The following is a 25,736-nucleotide window of genomic DNA, read 5'->3' as shown; positions in this document are numbered from 1 at the left end:
CTTGTCTGGCCCAAAAAATAATTTAATACTGCTGAACAAGCTTCGTTAAAAATGCTTCCATGGATTTGCGGATAAGCGCATTGCTACTGGTATGATTGCCTACCATGATGGAGAAAATAAGGGTTTGTCCTTTATTGGTAATCAGGTAGCCACTTAAAGCTATATTGTTACTTAAAGTGCCGGTTTTGGCATACAACTTTCCCTGCAGTGAATCGTATTGGCCGTTTAAAGTTCCGCCGCCACCAGTAGCAAAAATGGTGGTTATGCGCTGCCAGTTAAATTCTTGTTTCATTTTGTCCAGCACAAAAACAAAATCCTGCGGAGTAAACAAATTATAACGACTTAAACCACTGCCATCTACCCAACGGGGATTTTGTGGCATGGCTTTAAAGTCTGATTTTAACAGGGTATCAATTATTGCGGCATCGCTCATTATTCCCAAATGCTGGTTGCTTAGCATTAACAATGATTGCTCAGCATAAAAATTATCGCTGCGGTGCATCATTATTTTCAGCATAGTATCTGTAGGCTGGCTATATACGGTATAGCTGTTGGCTTTTGTATTGTTATTGGCGGCACCAAATTTACCTGGCCTGCTAAATGTTTTGTGAAGGGTATCCTGCAATAATCGCAGGGCAAGGCTATCGCTGGTTATAAAGGGTGTCTGCACTATTTGCTGGGTGGCAGAATTATACTGTACTGCAAACTGATTGTTATAAAAATCACGGCTAATGGAGGATGCAAAAGCAGTAGTATCGTTGTTTTTATTATTTATGGCTGTTACCAAATTATTGGGCACCACCTGCAATGCATTGGCTTTGCCGCTTGCAGACAGTACATTGCCATAAATGGGCATGGCGCTTCTTTCGGCCATATAGTAAGTATCATAATCATCCCAGCTCCAACCAGCGCCATAGGCATTTTCGCGCCATTTATTATTGGTAAAAAAAATACCCTTGGGTTGTTTTACTAAAAAATCTATTACAGGTTGGTTTGCAAAATCGGGGTGCAAAAGGGTGGGATCGCCGGTGGGGCTTACCACTATAAAGTTGTTAAACTCAGCAACTGATAATCCCGGCAAACTATCGCCCAGGTATTTCATGGCAGCATAACAGGTGATGATTTTGGTATTGCTGGCCGGTATAAAATATTTATTGCCATTGCTGTTATACAAATATTTGCCGTTGGCAGAATTGTACACTGTTATGCCTATATGGGCATTTTCCAATTCCTTTTTATGGGTGATAGTCTTGCCAGCTATTGTATCTATGCGTTTACTAACCGAGCAGGATGCCAGCACAAGTAAACACCCTAAACAAGGCACCCACCAACAACACCATTGGGTTATAGTCTTTATCATTACCGTTGCAGGGCTATTCATCTTGTCAGTTCATTTATTGGTAAGCAAATTATTGGTTATCCCCGTTCGGCGGCCCGCATCCATCTTTCCGGTATTTCATTGTCGCTGGCAATCAGGTAATCTTTATAGGTGCAGGCGGCAAAATTACCTTCAGGCATTTGCATCCACCATCTTCCGGTTTTTTTGCTTTGCAAAAAAGTAGTTTCCACCTCAGCAAAAGCTAATTTAAACTCATTAAACTGTTCGGTATCACTTAAAGGAGATTCTATTTTCCCTTTGAGCATCCCATCCATCAGGTACCAAAGCATATGGCTGATCTGTTTGGCAGTAAGCTGGTGTGTATCCTGTTCTTGCCGGTAGCCATAAATACCCACCGTACTCACCATGGCACTCATGCCTGCATATTGCATCAGCATACAGGCTTCCTCGCCTGTAAAGCCATTGGGAGTAAGCCTGTTGGCAGGAGCATGTGCATGTTGTATGGCACTTATATCAAAGCTAAAAAGTTGTGCATTGCGTATTACCGGCTCCATTTCCTCCATGCTTTCTTTTACCTTACCTACCCGGTAGCAATCAAACCTAAGCTTATCAATGGTTTCCAGCATATCGGGGTGTACCATATAACTTTGAAAACCAATATGGTTGTATTGCTTTATAAAATTTGGTTCACGGGTAAGCATTTCCATTAAAAACTTATCGCTGGCCCATACACTATCCATTTTAAAATCTATCAGCGCATCAACACAAACAGCTTCTATTATTTTACCTGCCGCTTCATATACGCCATATTGCGCCATGGTAAGATCATGTGAGCCGCCAAGTATTACAATCTTTTTTGCATGCGCCGATAATTCTGACACCACCGTCCTTAATGCCGCATAGGTATCCTGCAATGTAGCGCCGGGCTTTACATTGCCTGCATCTGCTACTTTTATATCCTTATGCCAGTGGTATAAATTATATAATTCCTTGCGTATGGCGTCGGGTGCATTATGGTTGGCTTTGCCTACCGTAATGCCACGGTTTTCGCCGCAACCTACCAGCACCATATCTACCTGCTCCAAAGAAGGAAAGCTTTCTTCATATGCCAGGATATTATAACCCAGCTGATTGGGTTTATACCCTTCATCTTCTGATAAATAATCTTTATTTACCGGTTCTAAAAAATCTAAAATAGTATCTATTGAATGAAAAGACATGTATACATTGTTTGCGACAAACTTACAGTAAAAACACTGATAAAGCTTTGACCCTTGTTTTTAAATGCAACTGTTATTTTGTACCCAACACCTATTACTAATGGCAACAGCACTTGCGTCGCACTCTTGTACTGTAGTAATTTATGGCAACAATCAAAGGCAAGTATAGCGGGTGATGCATTTTGTATTGTAACTTACTTCAAACATATTTGTTTTTTTGCCGCATAAAGATCGGTACCCCGAAGTGTGCGACGCAAGCGGCGATGCCATTTTGTTGCTGCCCGGACCATAAAATTATTTTTTGTGTAATGCCGGCTTGGCAAAAAAATCGTCATTTACAATTTGGCGGCTGCGGGCAATAGCTTCTTCGATGGTGTTTACCACATTGGCTTTCCCAATTTTAAACAACAACCTCGACTGATCAATTTCGGTCAGCACCTGTCCGCTGTTTACTTCGGCCAGAATAAGTTTGGTTTTACGATGTACACAATCTTTATACACTTCGTGCAAAATACGTATACCGGTTGCATCTATAATGGGCACATTGCGCATGCGTATAATAAGCACTTGTGGTGGATTTTCTATTTCCCGCATAGCATCCTTGAACTTAAAGGCAGCCCCAAAAAACAGGGGCCCGTTTATTTCAAACACCTCTACCCTTTTTGGTAATTGAAAAGTATTAATGGCATTGACATCGGCAGTACTAACGTGGCCTGTTTGCGACGATGTTAATTGCTGTACATTGGTAAACTGCGTCATTTTTAACATAAACAAAAAAGCCGCCATTACCATACCTACTTCTATGGCTACGGTTAGGTCTACAAATACCGTTAACACAAAAGTGGTAAGCAATACAGCCGCATCGGTACGGGAGCCTTTTAGAATGGATAGGAAATTTTCCCATTCGCTCATATTATAAGCCACTACAATTAATATTCCTGCCAATGTAGCCATCGATATCATTGCAGCCCATTTACCAATAAACAACATAATTATTAACAGGGTTAACGCATGTACAATACCTGCAACAGGAGTACGGCCGCCATTACGCACATTGGTGGCTGTACGTGCTATAGCGCCGGTGGCAGGTATGCCACCAAAAATAGAGGAGAAAATATTGGCTACACCCTGTGCCACCAGTTCCATATTGCTTTTGTGATTGGCACCAATCATACCATCCGAAACTACAGCTGACAATAAAGATTCTATGCCACCCAATAATGCAATGGCAAATGCCGGACGTATTAATTGCTGCACTGTAGCCCAGCTGATATGCGGTACCACCGGCATGGGCAGAGAAGTTGGTATAGCGCCAAACTTGCTGCCAATGGTTTCTACCGGCAAATGAAAAAATTGCACTGCTGCAGTGGTAAATAAAATGGCAATAAGCGATCCGGGTATTTTATGGGTAACTTTTGGCCACAGCAAAATAATGATGATGGTAACTATGGCAATTGCTGCAGCATACATATTTACTGAAAGAAAATGTTCAACATAGCTTTTCCATTTTTCTATAAAATCGGCAGGTACGGCGCCCATTTGCAACCCAAAAAAATCTTTTACCTGAGAGGAGAAAATAATCACTGCAATACCCGTTGTAAAACCAACAATTAATGGGTGTGGAATAAATTTAATCACCGTACCAAATCTGGCAAAACCCATTATCAGCAATAGCACCCCGGCCATAAATGTGGCAATTATCAAACCATCTACCCCATATTGTTGCACAATGCCATAAACAATAACAATAAATGCACCGGTAGGCCCGCCAATTTGTACACGGCTGCCTCCCAATGCACTAATTATAAAGCCTGCAATAATGGCCGTATACAAACCTTTCTCAGGCGATACGCCCGATGCAATGGCAAATGCAATAGCCAATGGCAGCGCCACTATGCCTACAATAAGGCCGGCCATAACATCTTTAGAAAACTGTTTTTTGTTATACGTTTTTAATGTCTCGAAAAGCTTGGGCGTAAACATAATAGCACACAGGTTTACATAGCACACAAATTGAAAGTTTACTTTCAACTATACATGCAATAATTAATAAATCAATTATGTAAAAGAAAGTTATAGCTGCGCAAATAGTGGTAGTGAAGTTGTAAAAATCAAGTGCCGCAGCCGCTTTACTCTAACAGGTGCAAATTACCTAAATTTTATTAACCGGCCTTAGGTACTTATCAATTACACAGTTTATCCCAAAACAAAAAATTGTTTCCCAGCATTTTATACCGGTAATTTGTTTTGTTAAACCATTGGTACATACATTTTATTGGCCCGGCAATTAAACATGTATTTGGCTTTACTTGCGTCGCACACTTGTACTGTATAACAATGGCATCAAAATGTATTTTATAAGTAATGGCTTTTTTAAAACATAGTATAAACACATGAAGAAAATAAGTTTACTATTCCTGTTAAGTATAACTGTATTTGTTGCACAGGCACAAACCGAAAGCAGCAAAGATTCACTTATGACTGAGATGTGCAAAGCCATCGATTTTTATAAAGGCCTTGATGACACCTTACTGATAGGTCATATTGTTGACGAACACCTGAATCCTTTTCTGGAAAACCTACCTGAGAAAAAAAGGCAGTCTGTTGGACAGGAAATCTATTTTAGGCTTCAAAAAAAATGCGATGCATTTGCCAAAATACTGGAACGGCTGGTACCACAAAAAGGCGATTGGCAAAGGGTAAGTGCACAACCGGAAGTAGTTATCAGCACAGATTCTTGTAAGAAATTCCTCTCTCACAAAAATTATTATTACCTGGAATCAACCGGTGATACCGTTCGGCTCTCATTGGCCAATGGTTTTTGGACAGAACGGTTTAACGATAAAACCTATTCCAAACTTTCCTTTAAATGGACCGACGACTGTTCATTTGAAATTAGTTTTATAAGCAGTTCCAACCTCATCAGAAAAAACTATAGTAAACCCGGCGATGTATACAAATACCAGATTATAGAACAAACCGGTAAATACTTTTTTATGAGCACTAATGTGGAGGCTTCTACAGACTTTATGACATTTAAAATCTATTACGAATAAAAACATACCAATCCTGCAAATAAGCTGCTTATTCAAAATCAGGATATAGCAAATATTTTTTTCTTATTTTTTTAAAAGCTGCCAATTGGGGTTGCCAGCTTTGCCTTATTTCATTGGCCGACTTTCCGGCAACCAACAGCTGCATTAATTGGTTATTACCCGCAAGCTTATTAAAAAAATAATCCTGAGGGGCAGCGTCAAATTTTTTAGGTTTTATAAAAAACTGAGTTTTATCGGGAAACAATGCATAGGCCTGTACCAGCCATTCCAACGCAATATGGTTGGGACTTTGCAGGTTGTGAATATCCCAGCCATAACAAAGGTTATCTTTTAACTTAGGCTCTGCCGCCCCTGCAGTAGATACAGGTGTAAATGCAAATAAGGTATCTGGCAATGCAGGATGCCCAAATTGCTGAAAAGGATGCGGAGTGCCACGTCCTTCACTTAACACCGTTCCTTCAAAATAGCAGGTAGAAGGATACCAATATATCGCACTCATTTCGGCCAGGTTGGGCGAAGGCTTTACTGGCAACACGTATTTACTTTTATGGGTGTAATTCTTGCACTTTATAACTGTGAGTTTAAAATTATTCCGCTCTTCTTCAAATCCCAATGCTTCACCCAGTGAAATTTTGCCATCCTGTTTTTTGGCATATTTCCAGTGTATCCAGCTTTCACCTAATAACATTTGGGCATATTCGCCAATCGTCATACCATATACAACCGGCACCGGTTGCATACCAATAAAACTGGAATAGGCGCTGTCCAGTACTGGGCCATCCACATAAAAACCATTGGGGTTGGGCCTGTCTAAAATAACCAACGGCAAATTGTTTTGAATGGCGCTTTCTATAAAATATTGCAGTGAGGATATATAAGTGTAAAACCTAACGCCCACATCCTGAATGTCAAATAATAAGATATCTACATCGTCAAGGTCGGCAGCGGCGGGTTTTGTTTTGGCGCCATATAGGGAAACCACCGGAATACCGGTAGCAGCATCTATATAATTTTTTACTTTTTCACCGGCATCAGCAGTACCTCTAAACCCATGTTCGGGGCCAAATATGCGGGTAATTTGAATGCCCAGTTTTTGCAAAGTATCTACCAAATGGCGATTATCTACCATCGAAGTGGGATTGGCAAACACACCTACCCGCTTGCCTTTTAACAAAGGTAAATATGCATCCATCTGGTTGGCACCGGGTAAAATACACCTGGTGGCCTTATTATTTTTCTGTTTTTGTGCTTTTGGTTCCTGCTGCGCCAAAACCATAAAAGGCAAAGCGAGTAAACAAAAAGCCCATAGCATTTTTCTCATCATAATTTGTTAACCGTGGAAAGTTAACCAAAAATAATTGCCCGAAAAGCATTATCAACTTATCTTGCCGCCGGAATATGGTTTTCATTTTTCATAGTTTACACAAATTGTCTTTATCAAATTATTGCAGCCTTAGTACCTGTTTCTGCTGAATATTTTTGTACAATTACAATAACCTGCCAGGCAGTAGGTAAACAACGAATATGGAGTTAGCGCCTGTTTCAACAATTTAACAACTAAAATTTTAGACATGCGACAAGTGAAAAGTGGTGATACCATAAGAGTACACTACCATGGAAAATTAAATGATGGCACTACATTCGATTCATCTGAAGGCCGCGAACCACTTGAATTTGAAGTGGGTGCAGGTATGATGATTCCTGGTTTTGACAGTGGCGTACTGGGTATGGCAAAAGGCGAAAAGAAAACCCTTGTAATAGCAGCCGAAGAGGCTTACGGACCAGTTCAAAACGAAATGTTTCTTGAGTTTCCTATCGATCGTTTCCCGGCCGATATGAAGCCAGAAGTAGGCATGGCCTTGAATATGACCGATGGCCAGGGTCAAAACTTTCCGGTGGTTATTGCAGAAGTTAAAGAAGAATTGGTAATTCTTGATGCCAACCATCCACTAGCTGGCAAAGAATTGGTTTTTGATATTGAGCTGGTAGAAATTGACGGCGATACGCCTTTGATTATTATGCCTTAATCATATACAACACAAAAAAAGCCCGGCTGATTATTTGGCCGGGCTTTTTTATTTACCAGTAAAAAGTTTGCTCTATTGGCTGTTAACAGTTGCATTATTTGTTACAGTACAAGAGTGCGACGCAAGTAAAGCATCATGCATAATACAGCGCCGGGCCAACCATAATTTAGCTTTTGCTAAGCCAGGATGACAGCCAAAAACCACATAAACCCCAACTGGCTAAAGCATCAATTAAATGGCCATTTATGCCGGGTTCCTGGTACCAGATATATTGGGTATACAGCCCGTTTAAGAAAACCAACAGGCCTGTTGAAATAGTGATGATAAATATGTTTGTTTTATTGCGGTTGGGTATTTGCAATAACACCCAGCAAAGCATGCCTACCACCATAACATCTACCAATAAAGTACGCACCATACTCATCACCATATCTGGGTGATAGGCATTTTGTAAGGATATAATGGCCCATGGTTTATCCATGGCTTTTTCTTCCAGTTTCGCCATGTCATCCATAGTAGCGCCGGGGGCAACGGTGGGTAAAATATAACGTCCGCTGGGCAATTGGGTACTTAAGTAATCAAGAATAGAATCTTGTTTGGCGGTATATTGCAATGCGCTGCCATGCAGGTTTAATGCAGTGTTAGATAATGTTTGCCATACAAAAAGAATAAGGCCGCCAATAATGGCACCAAGTAAAAGCTTTTTCATGATGGTAGTTTTAGTTACACACAATATAAACAATCATTCAAAAAAAATAAAATGTGTTTGTTATAAACTAAAATGACTATATATATTGGCCCGGCGATATAACCATATGCTGGCATCCGTTGCGTCGCACACTGCAGGGTTCGGTACTCTATTGTACAAAATGCCAAAACCATGTGTACCATGCATTAGCAATAATAAAACCGTGCATATAACTATGTTGTATTTTTAGCAATTGTTAATCTGCCTAATTCATTTACTTTGTTATTAAAACAAGTTTTAAATGCAAGCATACGCCCATACTGTTACAGAACGTTTTATGCGTTATGTTCAGATAGATACACAAAGCGATCCTACAGCCAATACACACCCAACTACAGAAAAGCAAAAAAATCTAAGCAACATACTTGCTGCAGAATTATTGGCCATCGGCCTAAGTGATGCATATACTGATGAATATGGTTATGTATATGCTACCATACCTGCCACCTCAAAAAAACAAGTACCGGTAATTGCCTTTTGCAGCCATGTTGATACTGCACCGGATTGCAGTGGCACCAATGTAAAACCCATACTGCACCGGCAATACAGCGGAGAAGACATCGTATTACCTGATGATACTACACAAGTGATCACTACGGCAAAATATCCCTATTTAACCACACATATTGGCCACGATATAATTACGGCCAGCGGATTAACCCTATTGGGTGCCGATGACAAAAGTGGAGTAGCTATTATTATGGATATGGCTAATTATCTGGTAAATAATCCACAAATAGTTCATGGTACTATTAAAATAATTTTTACCCCCGATGAAGAAGTAGGACAAGGAACTGCTAAAATTGATATTGCTAAAATTGGTGCCAGCTACTGTTATACATTAGACGGTGGTGAAGCTGGTACTTTTGAAGATGAAACATTTAGCGCCGATGGTGCCCGCATTACGGTACATGGCGTAATTGCACACCCCGGTTATGCAAAAGATATACTGGTAAATGCCATAAAAATTGCCGGAGAAATAGTAGCCGCTTTACCAAAAAATGAGTTTAGTCCGGAAACCACCAATGGCAGAGCAGGTTTTGTACACCCGGTAGCCATAAACGGCCTGGCCGAAAAAGCAACTATAGAATTTATTGTTCGCGATTTTATAACAGCCAACCTTAGCCAGCACGAGCACAGATTAGAAAGTATTGCCCGTGAAGTATTGCAAAAACACCCCAAAGCTTCTATGGATTTTGAGGTTTGGGAACAATACCGCAATATGAAAGAAATTCTTGACCTACATCCACAGGCATCTGCCTATGCTGCTATGGCCTATGAACAAGCCGGACTGGCACTACGCAATGAACCAATAAGAGGCGGCACAGATGGTAGCCGGCTTAGTTTTATGGGCCTGCCCTGCCCCAATATTTTTACCGGTATGCAGGCCATACACAGCAAACATGAATGGATTGGCGTTAAAGACATGGAAAAAGCTGTGGAGGTATTGGTTAATCTGGTACAGGTGTGGGAACAAAAAACTATATAAACTATAAAAACAGTTTTTATTTTACCATTTGATTGTAAGTTATATGCTTATCTTTCAAAAAAATTAAAGACATGAATATCTTGGATTTTATTTTTGGCAACCTCTGGATTGTTGCTGTCATTTTTATCATTTTTAGCGGTTTGGTTACCGTTAACCAGGGTACTATTGCGGTTATTACCATGTTTGGGAAATACCAGCGTATTTTAAGACCGGGACTTGGATTTAAAATACCTTTTATTGAGCAGATTTATAAAAGGGTTAGTATTCAAAACCGTTCTGTTGAACTGGAATTTCAGGCGGTAACGGTAGATCAGGCAAATGTGTATTTTAAAAGCATGCTACTTTATTCAGTAATTAATCAGGACGAGGAAAGTATTAAAAATGTTGCTTTCAAGTTTATTACTGATAAAGACCTTATGCAGGCATTGATAAGAACCGTAGAAGGTTCTATTCGTGCATTTGTGGCTACCAAAAAACAGGCAGAAATTTTATTGCAGCGCCGCGAAATTGTTGAGTATGTAAAAGAACAAATTGACCATTCTTTGCAAGAGTGGGGCTATCATTTACAGGATTTGCAAATCAACGACATTACTTTTGACCAGCAAATCATGGAAAGTATGAGCCGGGTAGTGGCCAGTAATAACCTGAAAGCTGCTGCCGAAAATGAAGGACAGGCTTTACTGATTACCAAAACAAAAGGTGCAGAAGCAGAAGGTAATGCTATTAAAATTGCTGCCGAAGCTGAAAGAGAAGCTGCCCGTTTACGTGGCCAGGGTGTGGCACTGTTCCGCGAGGAAGTAGCCAAGGGTATGAGCCAGGCTGCTGAGCAAATGAAACAGGCTAACCTTGATACAAATGTTATTTTGTTTAGTATGTGGACAGAAGCTATTAAAAACTTTGCAGAATTTGGTAAAGGCAATATTATGTTTCTTGATGGCAGCCCCGATGGCATGCAAAAAACCATGAAACAAATTATGGGCATGGTTAAAATGGAAAAAGAAGATGATAGCCCAATCATAAAAAAATAATTGAAAGCTAATTATAAAGCCGGTTACATGTTAACCGGCTTTTTTATGCGACAGCTGTAATGCTGGTGGTATATATATTGGCTGTTGAAAGCTGCGTTTAGCTTCAACAGTACAAGAGTGCGACGCAAGTATAGTTGCCATTAGCTACAAAAGCCTGGCTTATAAAACTTTGCTAATTACCTAATAAAAAAACCGCCCCAAACAATGTTGAGACGGTTTTAGCTTTGGCCAAACCTTAGTTGATTAATCTAATGGCATTTTGGCAAACCACAGGGTTTTACCACTTTTATTTTCGCCCAGAAATACAATTTGTCCTTTGCCTATGGGAAGCAAGGGATATTTATTATTTACATAGTAATCGCTTTTGCCCTGGCCCAGTTGCACAAAATCGCCAATGGTGGCTGTACCCAGATTTACTTTGGCAACATTTGGATACAACAGAAACTTGTATTTACTATCGCCCAGTTCTTTTTCGGCCTTTAGGCCTTTCATTTCCATGATAACCCAGTAAAGGCCTTTGCCATCTTTACTTTCTTCCAGCATTTGCATGTTGGGGGCCATTTTAGCGTCTTTATCGTTCTCCTCACGACGTACACCGTATTGCCCTTTTAAATTACCCTTGTTATCGAAATGCAACATAATAATATCGGTGTATTCTGTACCTGCAGAACGGTTGGCCATAATGCCCCCGCCAGTTTCATAATTTTGGCCGGCTATCAGCATATCGCCATTGGAAGTTTGTATTACCTGCGAAACCCTGAATTTTCTACCCCTGTAGTCAGGAGATTTTTTTTGTGAAGGAGGGTTTTGCGCCTTTTTCTCAAATTCGGCAATTGGTGTACTGGTTACAAAAGCCACATTACCATTTTCAATTCTTACCATTTGGAAATTTTTGGCTTTAAACTGATCATCGGCCTGCTTTTCGTTTAAGTAGTCTGTTTTATTATCATTGGCAGGGCCGTAAATCAACATGGCATCGCCCATGCTTACGAATGAGCCATCGAAAATGCCATGATTGGAGGATACGGCTACCCTTTGTTTTACCTCTGCAGCTGGCGATACCCGAACATAGGTATAATTGCCTGCATTGGGATCGGCAGTTTTACTCATGCCCTTACCACCCATCGGTGCAAATAATATGGCTACATCTTCATCCACTTCAGCATCTTCGTCGGCATCATCTGTGTTGATAGCTGCAATCATTTGCGGGTAGGTAAACTCAATTACTTTATCGGCCAGCTGGTTAAGGTCTGCATCGTAACGCAGAACATGTATTTTTTTATATTGGCGCAGGGGATCTTTGCTATCGCCTTTTTCACCGGCAACAATAATAACACTACCCGATTCATTTTGCTCGGCATGAGAGAGATAGAAAAATTTATTACCATCTTCTGATTTGGGTTTTAACTTTTCTTTGTTTTCCACTTTTATATCGTAACCACCCCAAAACCAGTTCCATTTTTTCTTAATAAGTTTTCTGCGTAACACCAGGGTACCCATCAGGTTTTTCTCGACACTTACTGCATTCATTTCCCATTCTTCGCCTTTATCTGCGCGGTAACCTTTTAGTTTTTCCAGGGGTTGCTCGCTTTCGTCCATGCCTTTAAAATTAAAGTCAAGATCGAATTTATAGGTTTCAAATTTGGCGGTTTTACCTGATGCTTTGGTAACATAGGTTAAGTTCATTTGATTGGCCGCCTCATTAATTGTAGGCTCGTACAAATAGCCTTTATTGGCTTTTTTTGAAATTTCGTTGGTACCTTCTTTAGACACCTGCTGACTAAAGCCTGTGAAGCTAAGCATTGTGCCAGCCATACAAAGCAGCATATATTTTCTCATGATAAAATAATTTTTGGCAAAATATAGAAACAGCCAATTTATACTATACCCAAGGGAGGGTATTTACCAAGCAGAATTTTGTGCCGCCCAATGATTTGCAGTACAAGAGTGCGACGCAAGTAAAGCCTGATTGAATTATCTGCTGCCCGGCTAATATAGGGCTTTTGTGCAAAATGTTTCATAAAATAGCCCTTAGCCTATAATTTATACACAGCATAACCGTTGTTTTGTACTTAAGCATACTTTAGCAAAACATAAAATCAAAAGCATGGGATTTTTATTACAGGTAGCTGATACCAGCGTGGCAACAAATGCACTAAATGGCGCACAAAAAGTGGCAGAAAGCTTTAATCTGTTAAGTTTACTGGATCGTGGCGGATGGTTAATGTATCCGCTATATCTGCTGTTTGCCGCAACAATTTTTGTGTTTTTTGAAAGATTGATTGCGATTAGCAAAGCATCTAAAATAGATGCCAATTTTATGAATATTATTCGCGACAATATTGTTACCGGCAATTTGGTAGCGGCCCGCAACCTGGCCAAAAATACCGATAACCCCGTTGCCCGCATTATTGATAAAGGCCTGCAACGTATTGGCAAACCCATTGATGCTATTGAAAAAAGTATGGAAAGTGTGGGCAATCTGGAAATTTACAAAATGGAACGCAACCTGAGTGTGCTATCATTGGTGTATGGTATTGCACCTATGATTGGGTTTTTAGGAACCATTTTTGGTATGCTGCAATTGTTTTATACCATCAACTCAACAGGAGATTTTACACCAGCATCTATAGCTGGTGGTATTTATACTAAAATGGTTACTTCTGCATCGGGCTTAATTATTGGTTTGCTGGCCTATGTAGCTTACAATTTTTTAAATACCCAAATAAATAAAACCATTAATAAAATGGAGATTGCCAGCAACGAGTTTGTAGATATTTTACAGGAACCTACCAGATAAGAAGAGAGTTTTTTTCAGTGCCCGGGCAAAAGTATTTCATGGCATCCCGGTTGTGTCACTCACTTGTACGGCAAAACAAACATCAACAAAATTCAGGTAAAACAATATAGAAAATGAAACTGAACAGAAGGCTAAAATCACATGGTGAACTACATGCAGGTTCGTTGAACGATATCTTGTTTATACTGTTGTTCTTTTTTCTGATTGTATCAACACTGGCTAATCCAAATATTGTTAAGGTAAATAATCCATCGGGCAAAAAAGATACCAAGGCCAAACAGAATATTGTTATTTCCATTGATAAAAACCAGCAGCTTTACCTTGGCCAGCAACTAATAAATATTAACCAGATAGATACCATTTTAAAAGCCGAAGTTTTAAAGCAGCGTGTATTTACCGATACGCCTTCAGTTGTGGTAAATGCAGATACTTCCAGCTATTATGGCGAGGTTTTCAGGGTAATGCAAAGTGCAAAAAAAGCAGGTGCCAAAGTGGTAGCTATTGTAAAATAGCGGTTAGCCATTATTACTGTATAACATTTGCAAGTACGGCTTTAACCATACGATCTTTCCCCTGCAGGTCTTTACGCAATTCAACTGCTGTAAACCCATGTTCTTCCAGTAAAGTGCAAACAGCTGCACCCAGTGCTTCATTTATTTCAAAAAACAATTGTCCATTTTGGCCGAGATGGGATTTGGCAAAAACAGCAATGGCTTTGTAAAAAACCAGGGCATCTTCATCGGGTACAAATAAGGCTATGGCAGGCTCGTATTGCAGCACATTTGCCAGCATATCGGTAGCTTCACTTTGTTTAATATAGGGCGGATTACTAACTATTATATCGTAAATGCCTAGTTCGCTTGTGGCTTGCTTATCAAATATATCAAGGGTATAAAAATGTACATCAGCTCCTAAAGCCGTTGCATTTTGTTGGGCAATGGCAATGGCGTTGGCTGATATATCCATTGCTTCTACAAGCGCAAAAGACATTTTCTTTTTTAGGGTAATTGGAATGCACCCACTACCGGTGCCAATATCCAAAATTGCCTTTTTAACTGGTGTAGTATTAGATTGCACAATCCAGTCAACCAACTCCTCCGTTTCAGGTCTGGGAATAAGTACGTTTTCATTCACCATAAAAGGCATGCCAGCAAACCAGGCTTTTCCCAAAACATATTGCACCGGGGTGTGCGCCAAAAGAGCCTTTGTTTGTAGTAGATATAGAGACTCCTGTTCAGGAGATAAAACAAATTGCTTATGCATCAGCCGGTCAATTTTTGAGAAGCCGGTTATATGTTCCATTGTCCAGTCGGCAATAATGGTAGCTTCCCGGTCGTCGTAAATCTCAAAAAGCTGAAACTGTAACTGTTTATAGGCATCCTGCAGTGTCATTTTGCAATGATAGTATGATTTGAGTTAGATTTGCGCTTTGTGCCCAAATTTGCTGCCCTATTTGATGTAGTAAAAGAGTGCGACGCAAGTAGAGCTGATTCCTGCAAATAGCCGGTAACCAAAATAAAGCATACACTTTACAGGATACATGTACACAGACGAGAATTATATGCACCGTTGTTTGGCATTGGCCCGTTTAGGTGCGGGTAATGTTGCCCCCAACCCAATGGTAGGTGCCGTTTTAGTGTATAAGGATACCATTATTGGAGAAGGATATCACCAACAATTTGGCCAGGCACATGCCGAGGTAAACTGCCTTAACAGCGTTAGCGAAGAAAACCGGCACCTGATTGAACACTCTACCTTGTATGTTTCACTTGAACCATGTGCACATTATGGTAAAACACCCCCGTGCAGCAGTTTAATAATTGCCCATCGAATTCCAAGAGTGGTAGTAGGTTGCAGAGACCCATTTAAAGAAGTAGATGGTAAAGGAATTCAACAACTTACACAAGCAGGCATTGCAGTTAGCACAGGTATATTGGAAAAAGAATGTATGGCACTAAACAAACGGTTCTTTACATTTTACACCCAAAAAAGGCCCTTTATTATTTTAAAATGGGCCCAAACTGCCGATGGTTTTATAGCTGTAGATGATGATACCCGGCTGCTTATTTCCAATGATTTCACCAACCGGATGGTGCACCAATGGCGCAGCGAGGAACAAGCTATTTTAGTAGGTACCAATACGGCAATGAAAGACAATCCCTCACTTACCAACAGGCTATTTAACGGTAATAATCCTATCCGCCTGGTAATTGACCTATGGTTGAAATTACCTGCTCAACTGCATATATTTGACCAGAACGCTACAACCATCCTGTTTAATTATTCCATACAAAAAAGGGAAGGCAACATGTGTTATCAGCAATTGGAAAAAGATAAAGCGATACCTGCACAAATACTGGCGTATTGTTATAAACATAACATACAAAGTATTTTGATTGAAGGTGGCGCTGTTACCCTGCAACATTTTATTGATGCAGGTTATTGGAATGAAGCCCGGATTATTACAAACCAGAAATTACAAATAAAAAAGGGATTATCTGCACCGGTTTTAAGTAATGCCACACCCCTGCAACAGCAGGATATTGCAGGTGATACTATTAATTATCTAATACACAACTCCCACCAATTTTAAATATAACGGTTGCATGAGTGAACAGGACTTTTATCAAACCATTGCACAAAACGGACAGGCAGAATTTAAAGACAGGGGTAGTCGCTTTATTGCCTATACCTTTCCCATTCAACATACTGATGATTTTAAAAATTGTCTGCAACAGTTAAAAAAAGAGCACCCTAAAGCAGTACATCATTGTTTTGCCTACCGTTTGGGGGTAGATGGCAATAGTTTTAGGGTAAGCGATGATGGTGAACCATCGGGCACCGCTGGCAAACCCATTCTTGGGCAAATAGATAGTAAGGGTTTAACCAATTTGCTGATTGTGGTGGTGCGGTATTTTGGCGGCACTTTATTGGGTGTACCAGGCTTAATAAATGCCTATAAAACAGCGGCTTCAATGGCATTACAAATGGTACCCACCATGCAAAAACCGGTAACAGTGCGGTGGCAAATAACGTTTGGCTATACCCAAATGAACGAGGTGATGCGCTGGGTAAAAGCCCTAAACTGTACCATTGCAGAACAGGAAATGCAGCTTTTTTGCAAGCTGATACTTGATGTGCCCCGTAATAGAATGGAGGAGCTAAAAACACTATTGTCTGATATGCGGGAAGTAGAAATTACCACGCTAAAAAACGCCTAGAAATATTATGATCCATGCGTTCTGCACTTTTTGCAACTGCCGTTGCGTCGCACACTTGTACTGTATATATAGTGGCAGCAAAACAGCCACAAATCAAAACAAATACTAAAAAAAAGCCACGATGTTTTAAATCGTGGCTTTACTATTAATTTAGGTTCTCCTGCATCATTTTTACAAAATCGTCAAACAGGTAGCGGCTATCGTGTGGGCCAGGCGTACTCTCTGGATGGTACTGTACACTAAAGGCCTTTTTACCTATTACCCTAATCCCTTCAATGCTGTTATCATTCAGGTTAATATGTGTAATTTCTACGGCGGGGTTATTTTTTACCGCTTCGGGGTCTACACCAAAACCATGGTTTTGTGTGGTTATTTCACATTGGCCGGTAATAATATTTTTTACCGGGTGGTTTAATCCACGATGGCCATGGTGCATTTTAAAAGTAGGTATATCATTGGCCAAAGCCAGCAACTGATGCCCCAGGCAAATACCAAATACAGGCTTATCTTCTGCTAAAATTGCTTTTAACGTTGTTACTGCATAAGGCATTGCTGCAGGGTCTCCGGGGCCATTTGAAATAAAATAACCATTTGGGTTAAATTCTTTTAAACGGCTTAATGGAGTTTTAGCAGGATGTACCCTTACATGTGCACCGCGGCTAACCAAACAACTTAAAATATGTTGCTTAACCCCAAAATCCAGTACAGCAACTTTTAAAGGGGAATTAGTATCTCCCAGTTCATATTCCTCAGTAGTACTTACGGTACTTGCTAATTCCAAACCATCCATATTTGGAACTTTGGCCAGCTCGGCAGTTAAAAAGTCAATATCTGTATTCTCAGAGGAAATAATACAGTTCATGGCACCTTTGGTACGAATATGTGCTACCAGAGCTCTGGTGTCAATGCCTTCTATGGCAACTATATTATTTGCTTTTAAATAGGATTCTAAACTATCGGTAGCCTGGTAGCGGGAAAATTTGTCTTCCAGGTTGCGGCCTATTAAACCACGTATTTTAACTGAACTGCTTTCTACATCGGTATCTTTTATACCATAATTACCAATGTGCACATTATTCATAATCAGCATTTGACCAGAATAACTTGGATCGGTAAATACTTCCTGGTAACCGGTCATGCCGGTATTAAAACAAATTTCGCCGGTGGCCGTACCTATTTTGCCAAAGGCCTTACCATAAAGAACATTACCATCGGCTAATAACAGAACAGCAGGTTGTTGTAAATTGGGCATTGTATGTTTAAATAATTTTCAGGTGCAAAAAAAGAACATCATTTTTAATTATCCGCATAAATTTTCGCACATAGTTATTGCAGATAATGCTGCATAGCATTACCGAACGTACAAGAGTGCGACGCAAGTATGCTGATTGAATTACTGATGCCTGGTACAAAAGGCATTTTAATAAAAAAAGGCAAAACCGTTAAACGATTTTGCCTTTTATATTTTTGAAATCTTTCATTATTTATTCTGCAACGGTTTCTTCGGTTGCGGTTGCGGTATCGGCAGCGGGTGCAGCAGTTTCTGCTACTGGCGCAGCAGCTACAGGTGCAGCTTCTACTTTCTTGGCTCCAGAACGTCCACGACGGGTTTTCTTAGCGCCTTCAGTAGTTTTTTCGATATGGTTACCATAGATTTCGTTGAAGTCTACCAGTTCAATCATGGCAATTTCAGCGTTATCTCCGTGACGGATACCTAATTTGATGATTCTGGTATAACCACCTGGGCGGCCAGCAATTTTAGGAGCAACTACAGTAAACAATTCCTTTACTGCTAATTTATCTCTTAAATAACTGAAAACCACTCTATGCTGGTGCATAATAGCTTCGGTAGTTTCTCCGTGCTTGGTTTTTGTAAGTAATGGCTCAACAAATGTGCGTAAAGATTTAGCTTTTGCCAAAGTAGTTACAATACGTTTGTTTACGATTAACTGGCTACCTAAATTGGCCAGTAAGGCTTCTCTGTGGGCTTTTTTACGACCCAGGTTGTTGTTTTTGTTACCGTGACGCATGACGTTTTTGTTTATCCTTGTACCGTGTCAGGAATTACAAGGGGTGCATCTAGCCTATTAAATAGGTGAATGCTTGTTATTAATAAAAAACTTTTTTGTATTTGAGTTGTAGAAGGGATTATCTGTCCAGATCATCCAATCCAAGCTTATTCAAATCCATACCAAAATGTAAGCCTCTTTCGCCCAATACCTGCTCAATTTCGCTCAAGCTTTTCTGACCAAAGTTTCTAAACTTCATCAAATCTTCCTGTTCGTATTGTACCAGTTCGCTTAAAGAGTTGATTTTTGCTGCTTTCAAGCAATTGAATGCACGTACTGAAAGATCCAAATCTTCCAATGGTGTTTTCAATACTTTACGTAGTTGTAATACCTGCTCGTCAACTACATCCTCTTTCTTATCTTCTTTATTATCAAAAGTGATATTCTCATCAGTGATAATCATCAAATGTTGAATAAGAATTCTGGAAGCCTGTTTAACAGCTTCTTCAGGATGAATTGTACCATCTGTATGAACATCCAACACTAATTTTTCATAGTCAGTTCTTTGTTCTACACGATAGTTTTCAATAGCATACTTCACATTTTTAATAGGAGTATGAATTGAATCGATAGGAATATATCCAAACGGAGTGTCTTTAATTCTGTTCTCTTCAGATGGAACATAACCGCGGCCACGGGCAATGGTTATTTCAATGTCCAGTCTTGAAGTAATATCCATGGTGCAAATAACCAGGTCTGGGTTCATCACCTCAAAGCTCTGGGTAGCTTCACCAATCATGGCAGCGGTAAATTCAGTTTTGTTTTTAACGCTCAACATAACTTTTTCATTCACCACATCATGATCCACTTTCTTCTTGATACGAACCTGTTTCAGGTTCAATATCATTTCAGTTACATCTTCAGTTAAACCTTTTATTACAGCAAATTCATGATCCACGCCTTCAATCTTAATGCCGGTAATAGCATATCCTTCCAAGCTATTCAATAAAACCCTGCGAAGGGCATTACCAATAGTTAAACCGTAACCCGGCTCTAATGGACGGAACTCAAATTGACCTTCAAAATCAGTTGCTTTCTGTAAAACTATTTTGTCAGGCTTCTGGAAGTTTAATATGGCCATATTAAAACTTGGTTTTTATTTTACTTATTATTCAGCCTCAATATAAGGCTAAAGATTTTTTTCCTTTTTAACCCAGCAACACATCAAATATTGAAGTATCGTTGCGTCGCACTCTTGTACTGTATCAATTGTCTCAGCAAATAAATCCTGGCTATTAAACCAATCAATTATTTAGAGTACAATTCTACAATCAATTGCTCCTTAATGTTTTCAGGAACACTTTCCCTGTCTGGGTAAGTAATAAAAGTTCCCTTCTTTTCATTATCGTTCCAATCTAACCAGCCAATTTTTGGATTTTTACCACGAATAGCACTTAATACAGAACTATTGGCAGCACTTTTATCTTTCAATCCAATAATATCACCAGCTTTTAACTGAAAGGAAGGAATATTAACCACATCACCATTAACGGTAACATGTTTGTGTGTAACCAACTGGCGTGCAGCAGGCCTTGAAGGAGCAATCCCTAAACGGTAAACAGTATTATCTAAACGAGCTTCCAGTAATTTAATCAAATTCTCACCAGTAACACCTTTAATACGTGAAGCTTCTTCAAAAGTATTGCGGAACTGACGCTCCAGCAAACCATATGTATACTTAGCTTTTTGCTTTTCTTTTAACTGTAAAGCGTACTCACCTGGTTGTTTACGCTTACGGCTTGCACCGTGCTGTCCGGGAGGAACACTTGTTTTAGTAAGGTATTTTGCGTTACCTAAAATAGGTTCGCCGAATTTTCTACAAATTTTGGTTTTTGGACCAGTGTAACGTGCCATGAATATATTTTTTTGATTTTTTAGTGACGATGCATCATTATTAAAAATCTAAAATGAATAATGCACCCTGTTTTTAAAATTTCCCAAAAGGGATATATCAATTCCACAATTGATGTAACACCAAAATTGCGGAAGAAATGAAAAAATTAAACTCTTCTTTTCTTTGGAGGACGACAACCATTGTGAGGTAAAGGTGTAACGTCTTTAATCATGGTAATTTCAATACCACTTTGAGCCAAAGAACGGATAGCACCTTCACGGCCTGCACCCGGACCTTTAACATAAACATCAACCTTTTTTAAACCAGCTTCCAAAGCTACTTTAGCTGCATCCGCTGCTGCCATTTGAGCGGCATATGGAGTATTCTTTTTAGAACCCCTGAAACCCATTTTACCAGCTGATGACCAGCTAATAACCTGTCCGGATTTGTTAGTTAAACTAACGATGATGTTGTTAAAAGTTGCATTAACGTGGGCATCGCCATACACATCAACTTTAACTACTCTTTTCTTAGCGGCGGCTTTGGCGCTATTTTGTCCTTTACCGCTGTTTTGTGCTTTTGCCATAATTGATTGAGGTAATCTTTTAATATGAAAAAATCCCGATGTACGGGAACCGCATAATTCTCCTTTCACGCAGCTTGCGGAAGATCCAAATTATACCGGAGTTTATAAATAACCAATGAGTACACAGTAACTGTGTACTCATTAAGTAAATTATTTTTTAGGTGCCTTCTTTTTACCGGCAACTGTTTTACGTTTACCTTTTCTTGTACGGCTGTTAGTACGTGTACGTTGGCCGCGAACCGGTAAACCTTTACGATGGCGTAAACCACGGAAACAGGCAATATCCAATAAACGTTTAATGCTTGTTTGTACTTCACTACGTAATTGTCCTTCTACTTTGAACTCATTGGTGATGATGTTACGGATAGCACCTTGCTCCTCATCGTTCCATTGATTCACTTTCTTGTCGTAGCTTATTTCAGCTTTGTCAAGAATGTAGCGTGCTGTTGATTTGCCAATACCAAAGATGTAGGTAAGGCCAATTTCACCTCTTTTATTTTTAGGTAAGTCTATACCGGCAATACGAGCCATAGTATTATTTTAGTTTGCGTTTTTACAATTCAATTTGAAAGCGTTGGCTAAAGCCAATTAACAATTTTATCCCTGACGTTGCTTAAAGCGGGGATTTTTTTTGTTAATGATGTACAGTTTGCCCTTGCGGCGAACAATCTTACAATCTGCACTGCGCTTTTTAACGGATGCTCTAACCTTCATTTTATTAACTTTTTCCTTATTAGCTAATGGCTATCAACAGTTGACAGCTGATTATTTATACCTAAAAATGATTCTTCCCCTTGTTAAATCGTAGGGGCTCATTTCAACACCTACTTTATCCCCGGGTAAAATTCGTATATAATTCATCCGCATTTTACCTGAGATGGTAGCGAGTATTTCGTGACCGTTTTGCAATTTTACTTTGAACATAGCATTGCTTAACGCCTCAATAATTACTCCATCTTGCTTAATCAACGGTTGTTTTGACATATATTTTTTGGGAGCGCGAAGATAAAGGAATGCAATGGAATAAGAAAAAAATATACAAAATATTTCCACAATTGGGGAAAACATAGTGCATTTTGTACTGTTTTAGGCCCAATTTTCGGGCTAATATCCTATTTATGGCGCTAAAAAGCTTCATTTTTCCGAAAAAATTTTCCCGCATTTATACATTTTCCAACAAATACCCCCTGCACAACCCAATAATATATGGTGGGGTTAAATCGCCATTTTTTTGAGCCCAGCTGTTTATAAGTTTTGTAGCTTTCCTTGCGTCGCACTCTTGTACGCATTCTACTTTTTTCGGCAATAGGGTTCCAAATTTCGCAAACCTACCTTACAGCATACCCTTTTATTTGCTGCCACAAAGGAGGAACCTACAAGTGAGTGACACAAGCGGCGATGCCATGAAAATCCATTGCCTGTTTTCTATTTATTTTAAAAAAGTGCGACGGGTAATATTATTTCCCAACGGTTGGGAGCAGTTGCAAACAGCTTATGGTTTAACAACTTGCTATACCTTAACCCGATGGTGATGGATTGCTGGTTCCACCATTTGGTATCCAAATATATTTCGGCCCCTGCGGTTGAAAGCGGGTAATTGGTTTGTAAACGCAGGCTTTTAAGATTGGTATAGTCGTAAAAAACATTGGCCCTGATGCGGTTTACAAATACCATATTGCCAAAACCCTTGTCTGGATACCAAATGGGGAAATGATAGTTAACCCCAATTTTAAACATGCGGGGGTAATCTGTTTTCTCGTAACCACGTGAAAGGGGGAAATTATTGGTAAAAATGTATAAGCGGTTGGTATCTCTGCTCTGATAGGCCGCCTGCACCACCAGGCTATGGGTTTTGGCAAAGCCCGGTAAATAAAAGCTGGTATTTAGTAATAACTGGTTGGCATCCAGATTATTAACACTTCTGCGGTAAGTAACTGTATAGGAATGAGCCCAATGCGGATATATTTGTTGTAACGACTTTTGTATTTGTGCACTATAACTAATGCGGCTGGTAATATAGCTTACATTATTAATCAGCTGTTTGGTATTGGCCTTCCATTGTATATTATTTATATTGTACGAGGCCGACAATGTTAAATACCGGTATTGCCTTCCACTGCTTAAATTGAATGGCAATTGCAATCCGGCAGCAGATTTAAACTCATTCCAGTATACTGTTGTATCGGCATTAAGTGGTGCGTTTCTGTTCCATATTTGTGTAATATCTATGTAAGGCTGTATATAAGTGCCTCCATAAATAGCCGTATAACCCAGGCTATTATACCGCTCATTACTATTGTAAGTATATGATAACTGGCTTTGCAGGGTGTTTAACACATTTTCTCCCAACAGGGTAAACGAATAATCTGGTTGATTAATGGAAGGGTTCCAGCTATGAAAATTAAAGGGGCGAAAAAGCTTTGGGTATTTTGTAATTGCATAATTACCTGTACCAGTTGCCATAAGCATTTGGTTGGCGGCAGTATTAGTAAAAGGCTTAGTAACAAATAGTGGTGTAAGCGTATCATTGCCATTATCCGGATACCAATACGTTGGAATTTTAGCCAGGCGGTAACCCTTTGTGGTAAAAACGGAGCTTACAATATGCTCCGAGTCTATACTTACGGCCTGATACAAGCCAGTTTGATAACCCGCAATACCATAATGCTTATTTTCACGGGCTAAATAGGCAAAAATTTTATCACTTCCCTCGCTGGTGCAATTGTAAAATAAGGTATCACCCTTTATCACCGGATAACCTATCACCCTGTTATTCATGGGCATAATGGTATGCGTGGCCCCGGAAGTTATCGCAATAGACTGCATACCCATTTCACCGGCATCATTTCTTACCATTACATATAAAAGTGAATCATTAGCCGAAAACTTTGGATAGGAATACAACAAATGCGCATTATTGGAAAAAGTATATAGAACATTTCCAGTTGTATCAAGCACCAAAAGAGCCGATTGCAGATTATCTTTCATTTGAACGGTTGCAATTAATTTACCGCTATGCGAAATATCGGGGGAGAAATATTTGGTTTTTCCATTGATACGTGTTGACAGTCCCGTAGCCATGTCTACAATATGCAAAACACTATACTCGCTATTGGCCCAACGTACATCAGGCTTTCGGGAAGTAAAAATGATTTTATTGTTATTGTACGAAAAGTAATCATCGTAGTCTATATCTCTTATAATTATCTTTTCTTCTGCTCCATTAGGCGCAATGCGCACAATGGCTGGAATATCTTTATTGGTAGTTTTTAAAGCAATAATATTACCGCTATTATCAGTGTATGGATATTTATAATTAGCTACACTATTAGGCAATGTTTTTGACAACCATTTTGGTGGCGCCTCTGATTTTGTGTTATTCCATTTTTCCTGATAAAAATCAAAAGCATCATTCACAAATTGCTTATAGCCCATTCCGGTATTCTTTTTAATGGCATGCTGCATGGGATAAACTATGGATGAAAATGCAGCTGCCTGCGTGGTAACATTTTTCCAAAAATCGCTGCCATACTGCTCATAGCCATAAGCTACCAGCAAATAACCCAAATCGTAATGGTTGGGGATATAATTTTTATACGATCCATTACGTAACTGCATATAACCATAGCGCTTACCCTCGTAATACAAACTTTTATAGGCATTAAAAAATTGTGGTAAACGGCCCCTGCCCTGTTCGCTTAATAAGGTTTCATTATAAACAGCATCACCTTCAAAAAACCAATCGGGTATGGCAGTGGCATTCGCCAGTGCCCGGCCATTCTGGCCAAATAAAACACCCATTACCCCAGATAAACCAATATTAAAATTATTGTATTGCTGGGCATGCCGGTATTCATGAATGGCCAAATTATCAGCCCAGTTTTGAGCACCCAATGCAAAAGCATTTTGTGGTGGCATTAAATAAAATTCGCTGCGATAAGGTGCCAGCCCTACATAAGCATTGGAAACCGTAACATCATTTTGTAAAACAATATTTAGTTTTTTAATTCGTGGGCCAATGCTACTGTTATAATTGCTTTGCAATTGCTGGGTTACAAGCGCAATACGCTGCGCCAAAGAATCCGTACCCGCAGGAAATATCACCCTTACCGTATCGGTATTAATCTGCCTCCATTTTACATGTGAAGCATTACCACCAAACCGTTGCGCTTTAGTAGTGGTAAAAACAAAAAAGAGTAATATCAGCGGTAGTAATATCCTAAATAAACGCATCAGCCATTTTTTAGTGAAGATAATTGTAAAAATAAAAACCATCCTGTTTTTAGACAGAATGGTTTTAACGCAAAAAACTATTTTAA

The 25,736-nt window shown here is 39.5% G+C and carries 24 protein-coding genes; 8 read left to right on the top strand and 16 right to left on the bottom strand.

Going from position 1 to position 25,736, the window contains the following annotated elements; translation table 11 throughout:
- Positions 1-22: 22 nt before the first annotated feature.
- The 3 genes from dacB to GD597_RS04275 form a co-directional block, all read right to left on the bottom strand.
- Positions 23-1,360: a D-alanyl-D-alanine carboxypeptidase/D-alanyl-D-alanine endopeptidase gene (dacB, locus tag GD597_RS04285; RefSeq protein WP_171606587.1), complete on the bottom strand. Its 1,338-nt coding sequence runs from the start codon at positions 1,358-1,360 to the stop codon at positions 23-25.
- A 56-nt stretch (positions 1,361-1,416) separates the two neighbouring features.
- The gene (locus GD597_RS04280) at positions 1,417-2,559 is read right to left on the bottom strand and encodes a formimidoylglutamase (protein WP_171606586.1); all 1,143 of its coding nucleotides are present in this window, start codon (positions 2,557-2,559) and stop codon (positions 1,417-1,419) included.
- 294 nt (positions 2,560-2,853) lie between these two features.
- Positions 2,854-4,542 (bottom strand): SulP family inorganic anion transporter, encoded by a 1,689-nt coding sequence (locus GD597_RS04275; protein WP_171606585.1) that lies wholly within the window; start codon positions 4,540-4,542, stop codon positions 2,854-2,856.
- Between the two features lie 410 nt (positions 4,543-4,952).
- On the opposite strand from GD597_RS04275, the gene GD597_RS04270 reads away from it, so the two are divergent.
- Positions 4,953-5,615 (top strand): hypothetical protein, encoded by a 663-nt coding sequence (locus tag GD597_RS04270; RefSeq protein ID WP_171606584.1) that lies wholly within the window; start codon positions 4,953-4,955, stop codon positions 5,613-5,615.
- Positions 5,616-5,643: 28 nt separating this feature from the next.
- Here GD597_RS04270 and GD597_RS04265 read toward each other — a convergent pair whose 3' ends face one another.
- Positions 5,644-6,939, bottom strand: coding sequence for an exo-beta-N-acetylmuramidase NamZ family protein (locus GD597_RS04265; RefSeq protein WP_171606583.1), 1,296 nt, complete (start codon positions 6,937-6,939; stop codon positions 5,644-5,646).
- A gap of 247 nt (positions 6,940-7,186) precedes the next feature.
- Between GD597_RS04265 and GD597_RS04260 the strand changes: the two genes are divergently transcribed.
- A complete protein-coding gene (locus GD597_RS04260; protein ID WP_171606582.1) occupies positions 7,187-7,642 on the top strand; it encodes an FKBP-type peptidyl-prolyl cis-trans isomerase in 456 nt (151 codons plus the stop codon).
- A gap of 166 nt (positions 7,643-7,808) precedes the next feature.
- Here the strand turns inward: GD597_RS04260 and GD597_RS04255 are convergent, their stop codons facing one another.
- The gene (locus GD597_RS04255; RefSeq protein ID WP_171606581.1) at positions 7,809-8,351 is read right to left on the bottom strand and encodes a hypothetical protein; all 543 of its coding nucleotides are present in this window, start codon (positions 8,349-8,351) and stop codon (positions 7,809-7,811) included.
- A 280-nt stretch (positions 8,352-8,631) separates the two neighbouring features.
- On the opposite strand from GD597_RS04255, the gene pepT reads away from it, so the two are divergent.
- Entirely contained in the window at positions 8,632-9,879 is a 1,248-nt protein-coding gene (pepT, locus tag GD597_RS04250; protein ID WP_171606580.1) for a peptidase T, read from the top strand.
- 71 nt (positions 9,880-9,950) lie between these two features.
- Positions 9,951-10,907 carry an SPFH domain-containing protein gene (locus tag GD597_RS04245; RefSeq protein ID WP_171606579.1) on the top strand — a complete coding sequence of 319 codons (957 nt, stop codon included), beginning with the start codon at positions 9,951-9,953 and terminating at the stop codon, positions 10,905-10,907.
- A 243-nt stretch (positions 10,908-11,150) separates the two neighbouring features.
- On the opposite strand, the gene GD597_RS04240 is transcribed toward GD597_RS04245, so the two are convergent.
- Positions 11,151-12,746, bottom strand: coding sequence for a hypothetical protein (locus tag GD597_RS04240; protein WP_171606578.1), 1,596 nt, complete (start codon positions 12,744-12,746; stop codon positions 11,151-11,153).
- 268 nt (positions 12,747-13,014) lie between these two features.
- Here GD597_RS04240 and GD597_RS04235 point away from each other — a divergent pair, with 268 nt between their 5' ends.
- A complete protein-coding gene (locus GD597_RS04235; protein ID WP_171606577.1) occupies positions 13,015-13,707 on the top strand; it encodes a MotA/TolQ/ExbB proton channel family protein in 693 nt (230 codons plus the stop codon).
- A gap of 113 nt (positions 13,708-13,820) precedes the next feature.
- Positions 13,821-14,219: an ExbD/TolR family protein gene (locus GD597_RS04230; RefSeq protein WP_171606576.1), complete on the top strand. Its 399-nt coding sequence runs from the start codon at positions 13,821-13,823 to the stop codon at positions 14,217-14,219.
- Between the two features lie 13 nt (positions 14,220-14,232).
- On the opposite strand, the gene prmC is transcribed toward GD597_RS04230, so the two are convergent.
- Positions 14,233-15,099, bottom strand: coding sequence for a peptide chain release factor N(5)-glutamine methyltransferase (gene prmC, locus GD597_RS04225; RefSeq protein WP_171606575.1), 867 nt, complete (start codon positions 15,097-15,099; stop codon positions 14,233-14,235).
- A gap of 148 nt (positions 15,100-15,247) precedes the next feature.
- Between prmC and ribD the strand changes: the two genes are divergently transcribed.
- A complete protein-coding gene (ribD, locus tag GD597_RS04220; RefSeq protein WP_171606574.1) occupies positions 15,248-16,300 on the top strand; it encodes a bifunctional diaminohydroxyphosphoribosylaminopyrimidine deaminase/5-amino-6-(5-phosphoribosylamino)uracil reductase RibD in 1,053 nt (350 codons plus the stop codon).
- Between the two features lie 13 nt (positions 16,301-16,313).
- Entirely contained in the window at positions 16,314-16,928 is a 615-nt protein-coding gene (locus tag GD597_RS04215; protein WP_171606573.1) for an IMPACT family protein, read from the top strand.
- A 145-nt stretch (positions 16,929-17,073) separates the two neighbouring features.
- On the opposite strand, the gene carA is transcribed toward GD597_RS04215, so the two are convergent.
- From carA to GD597_RS04170, 9 genes are all read right to left on the bottom strand, one after another.
- On the bottom strand, positions 17,074-18,180 hold the full coding sequence (gene carA, locus GD597_RS04210) for a glutamine-hydrolyzing carbamoyl-phosphate synthase small subunit (RefSeq protein WP_171606572.1): 1,107 nt from the start codon (positions 18,178-18,180) through the stop codon (positions 17,074-17,076).
- A gap of 232 nt (positions 18,181-18,412) precedes the next feature.
- A complete protein-coding gene (rplQ, locus tag GD597_RS04205; protein WP_171606571.1) occupies positions 18,413-18,958 on the bottom strand; it encodes a 50S ribosomal protein L17 in 546 nt (181 codons plus the stop codon).
- Between the two features lie 118 nt (positions 18,959-19,076).
- Entirely contained in the window at positions 19,077-20,078 is a 1,002-nt protein-coding gene (locus tag GD597_RS04200; protein ID WP_171606570.1) for a DNA-directed RNA polymerase subunit alpha, read from the bottom strand.
- A 167-nt stretch (positions 20,079-20,245) separates the two neighbouring features.
- Positions 20,246-20,851 (bottom strand): 30S ribosomal protein S4, encoded by a 606-nt coding sequence (gene rpsD, locus GD597_RS04195; RefSeq protein ID WP_171606569.1) that lies wholly within the window; start codon positions 20,849-20,851, stop codon positions 20,246-20,248.
- 146 nt (positions 20,852-20,997) lie between these two features.
- The gene (rpsK, locus tag GD597_RS04190; protein ID WP_171606568.1) at positions 20,998-21,417 is read right to left on the bottom strand and encodes a 30S ribosomal protein S11; all 420 of its coding nucleotides are present in this window, start codon (positions 21,415-21,417) and stop codon (positions 20,998-21,000) included.
- Between the two features lie 150 nt (positions 21,418-21,567).
- Positions 21,568-21,948 carry a 30S ribosomal protein S13 gene (gene rpsM, locus GD597_RS04185; protein ID WP_171606567.1) on the bottom strand — a complete coding sequence of 127 codons (381 nt, stop codon included), beginning with the start codon at positions 21,946-21,948 and terminating at the stop codon, positions 21,568-21,570.
- Positions 21,949-22,014: 66 nt separating this feature from the next.
- On the bottom strand, positions 22,015-22,131 hold the full coding sequence (ykgO, locus tag GD597_RS04180) for a type B 50S ribosomal protein L36 (RefSeq protein ID WP_066209001.1): 117 nt from the start codon (positions 22,129-22,131) through the stop codon (positions 22,015-22,017).
- A 51-nt stretch (positions 22,132-22,182) separates the two neighbouring features.
- A complete protein-coding gene (infA, locus tag GD597_RS04175; protein ID WP_171606566.1) occupies positions 22,183-22,401 on the bottom strand; it encodes a translation initiation factor IF-1 in 219 nt (72 codons plus the stop codon).
- A 450-nt stretch (positions 22,402-22,851) separates the two neighbouring features.
- Complete coding sequence (locus GD597_RS04170; RefSeq protein WP_171606565.1) at positions 22,852-25,650, bottom strand: hypothetical protein; 2,799 nt, start codon at positions 25,648-25,650, stop codon at positions 22,852-22,854.
- Positions 25,651-25,736 lie beyond the last annotated feature (86 nt).

It is taken from the genome of Limnovirga soli, from assembly GCF_013106755.1.
In the GTDB taxonomy this organism is placed as follows: domain Bacteria; phylum Bacteroidota; class Bacteroidia; order Chitinophagales; family Chitinophagaceae; genus Limnovirga; species Limnovirga soli.
The sequence above is the reverse complement of the archived record's forward strand: the minus strand, read 5'-3'. Positions and strand labels throughout refer to the sequence as shown.

What these genes read in the sequence shown, in the direction of transcription:
- dacB (WP_171606587.1), bottom strand. Translation starts at nt 1,360, where the DNA reads ATGATAAAGACTATAACCCAATGGTGTTGTTGGTGGGTGCCTTGTTTA.
- GD597_RS04280 (WP_171606586.1), bottom strand. Translation starts at nt 2,559, where the DNA reads ATGTCTTTTCATTCAATAGATACTATTTTAGATTTTTTAGAACCGGTA.
- GD597_RS04275 (WP_171606585.1), bottom strand. Translation starts at nt 4,542, where the DNA reads ATGTTTACGCCCAAGCTTTTCGAGACATTAAAAACGTATAACAAAAAA.
- GD597_RS04270 (WP_171606584.1), top strand. Translation starts at nt 4,953, where the DNA reads ATGAAGAAAATAAGTTTACTATTCCTGTTAAGTATAACTGTATTTGTT.
- GD597_RS04265 (WP_171606583.1), bottom strand. Translation starts at nt 6,939, where the DNA reads ATGATGAGAAAAATGCTATGGGCTTTTTGTTTACTCGCTTTGCCTTTT.
- GD597_RS04260 (WP_171606582.1), top strand. Translation starts at nt 7,187, where the DNA reads ATGCGACAAGTGAAAAGTGGTGATACCATAAGAGTACACTACCATGGA.
- GD597_RS04255 (WP_171606581.1), bottom strand. Translation starts at nt 8,351, where the DNA reads ATGAAAAAGCTTTTACTTGGTGCCATTATTGGCGGCCTTATTCTTTTT.
- pepT (WP_171606580.1), top strand. Translation starts at nt 8,632, where the DNA reads ATGCAAGCATACGCCCATACTGTTACAGAACGTTTTATGCGTTATGTT.
- GD597_RS04245 (WP_171606579.1), top strand. Translation starts at nt 9,951, where the DNA reads ATGAATATCTTGGATTTTATTTTTGGCAACCTCTGGATTGTTGCTGTC.
- GD597_RS04240 (WP_171606578.1), bottom strand. Translation starts at nt 12,746, where the DNA reads ATGAGAAAATATATGCTGCTTTGTATGGCTGGCACAATGCTTAGCTTC.
- GD597_RS04235 (WP_171606577.1), top strand. Translation starts at nt 13,015, where the DNA reads ATGGGATTTTTATTACAGGTAGCTGATACCAGCGTGGCAACAAATGCA.
- GD597_RS04230 (WP_171606576.1), top strand. Translation starts at nt 13,821, where the DNA reads ATGAAACTGAACAGAAGGCTAAAATCACATGGTGAACTACATGCAGGT.
- prmC (WP_171606575.1), bottom strand. Translation starts at nt 15,099, where the DNA reads ATGACACTGCAGGATGCCTATAAACAGTTACAGTTTCAGCTTTTTGAG.
- ribD (WP_171606574.1), top strand. Translation starts at nt 15,248, where the DNA reads ATGTACACAGACGAGAATTATATGCACCGTTGTTTGGCATTGGCCCGT.
- GD597_RS04215 (WP_171606573.1), top strand. Translation starts at nt 16,314, where the DNA reads ATGAGTGAACAGGACTTTTATCAAACCATTGCACAAAACGGACAGGCA.
- carA (WP_171606572.1), bottom strand. Translation starts at nt 18,180, where the DNA reads ATGCCCAATTTACAACAACCTGCTGTTCTGTTATTAGCCGATGGTAAT.
- rplQ (WP_171606571.1), bottom strand. Translation starts at nt 18,958, where the DNA reads ATGCGTCACGGTAACAAAAACAACAACCTGGGTCGTAAAAAAGCCCAC.
- GD597_RS04200 (WP_171606570.1), bottom strand. Translation starts at nt 20,078, where the DNA reads ATGGCCATATTAAACTTCCAGAAGCCTGACAAAATAGTTTTACAGAAA.
- rpsD (WP_171606569.1), bottom strand. Translation starts at nt 20,851, where the DNA reads ATGGCACGTTACACTGGTCCAAAAACCAAAATTTGTAGAAAATTCGGC.
- rpsK (WP_171606568.1), bottom strand. Translation starts at nt 21,417, where the DNA reads ATGGCAAAAGCACAAAACAGCGGTAAAGGACAAAATAGCGCCAAAGCC.
- rpsM (WP_171606567.1), bottom strand. Translation starts at nt 21,948, where the DNA reads ATGGCTCGTATTGCCGGTATAGACTTACCTAAAAATAAAAGAGGTGAA.
- ykgO (WP_066209001.1), bottom strand. Translation starts at nt 22,131, where the DNA reads ATGAAGGTTAGAGCATCCGTTAAAAAGCGCAGTGCAGATTGTAAGATT.
- infA (WP_171606566.1), bottom strand. Translation starts at nt 22,401, where the DNA reads ATGTCAAAACAACCGTTGATTAAGCAAGATGGAGTAATTATTGAGGCG.
- GD597_RS04170 (WP_171606565.1), bottom strand. Translation starts at nt 25,650, where the DNA reads ATGCGTTTATTTAGGATATTACTACCGCTGATATTACTCTTTTTTGTT.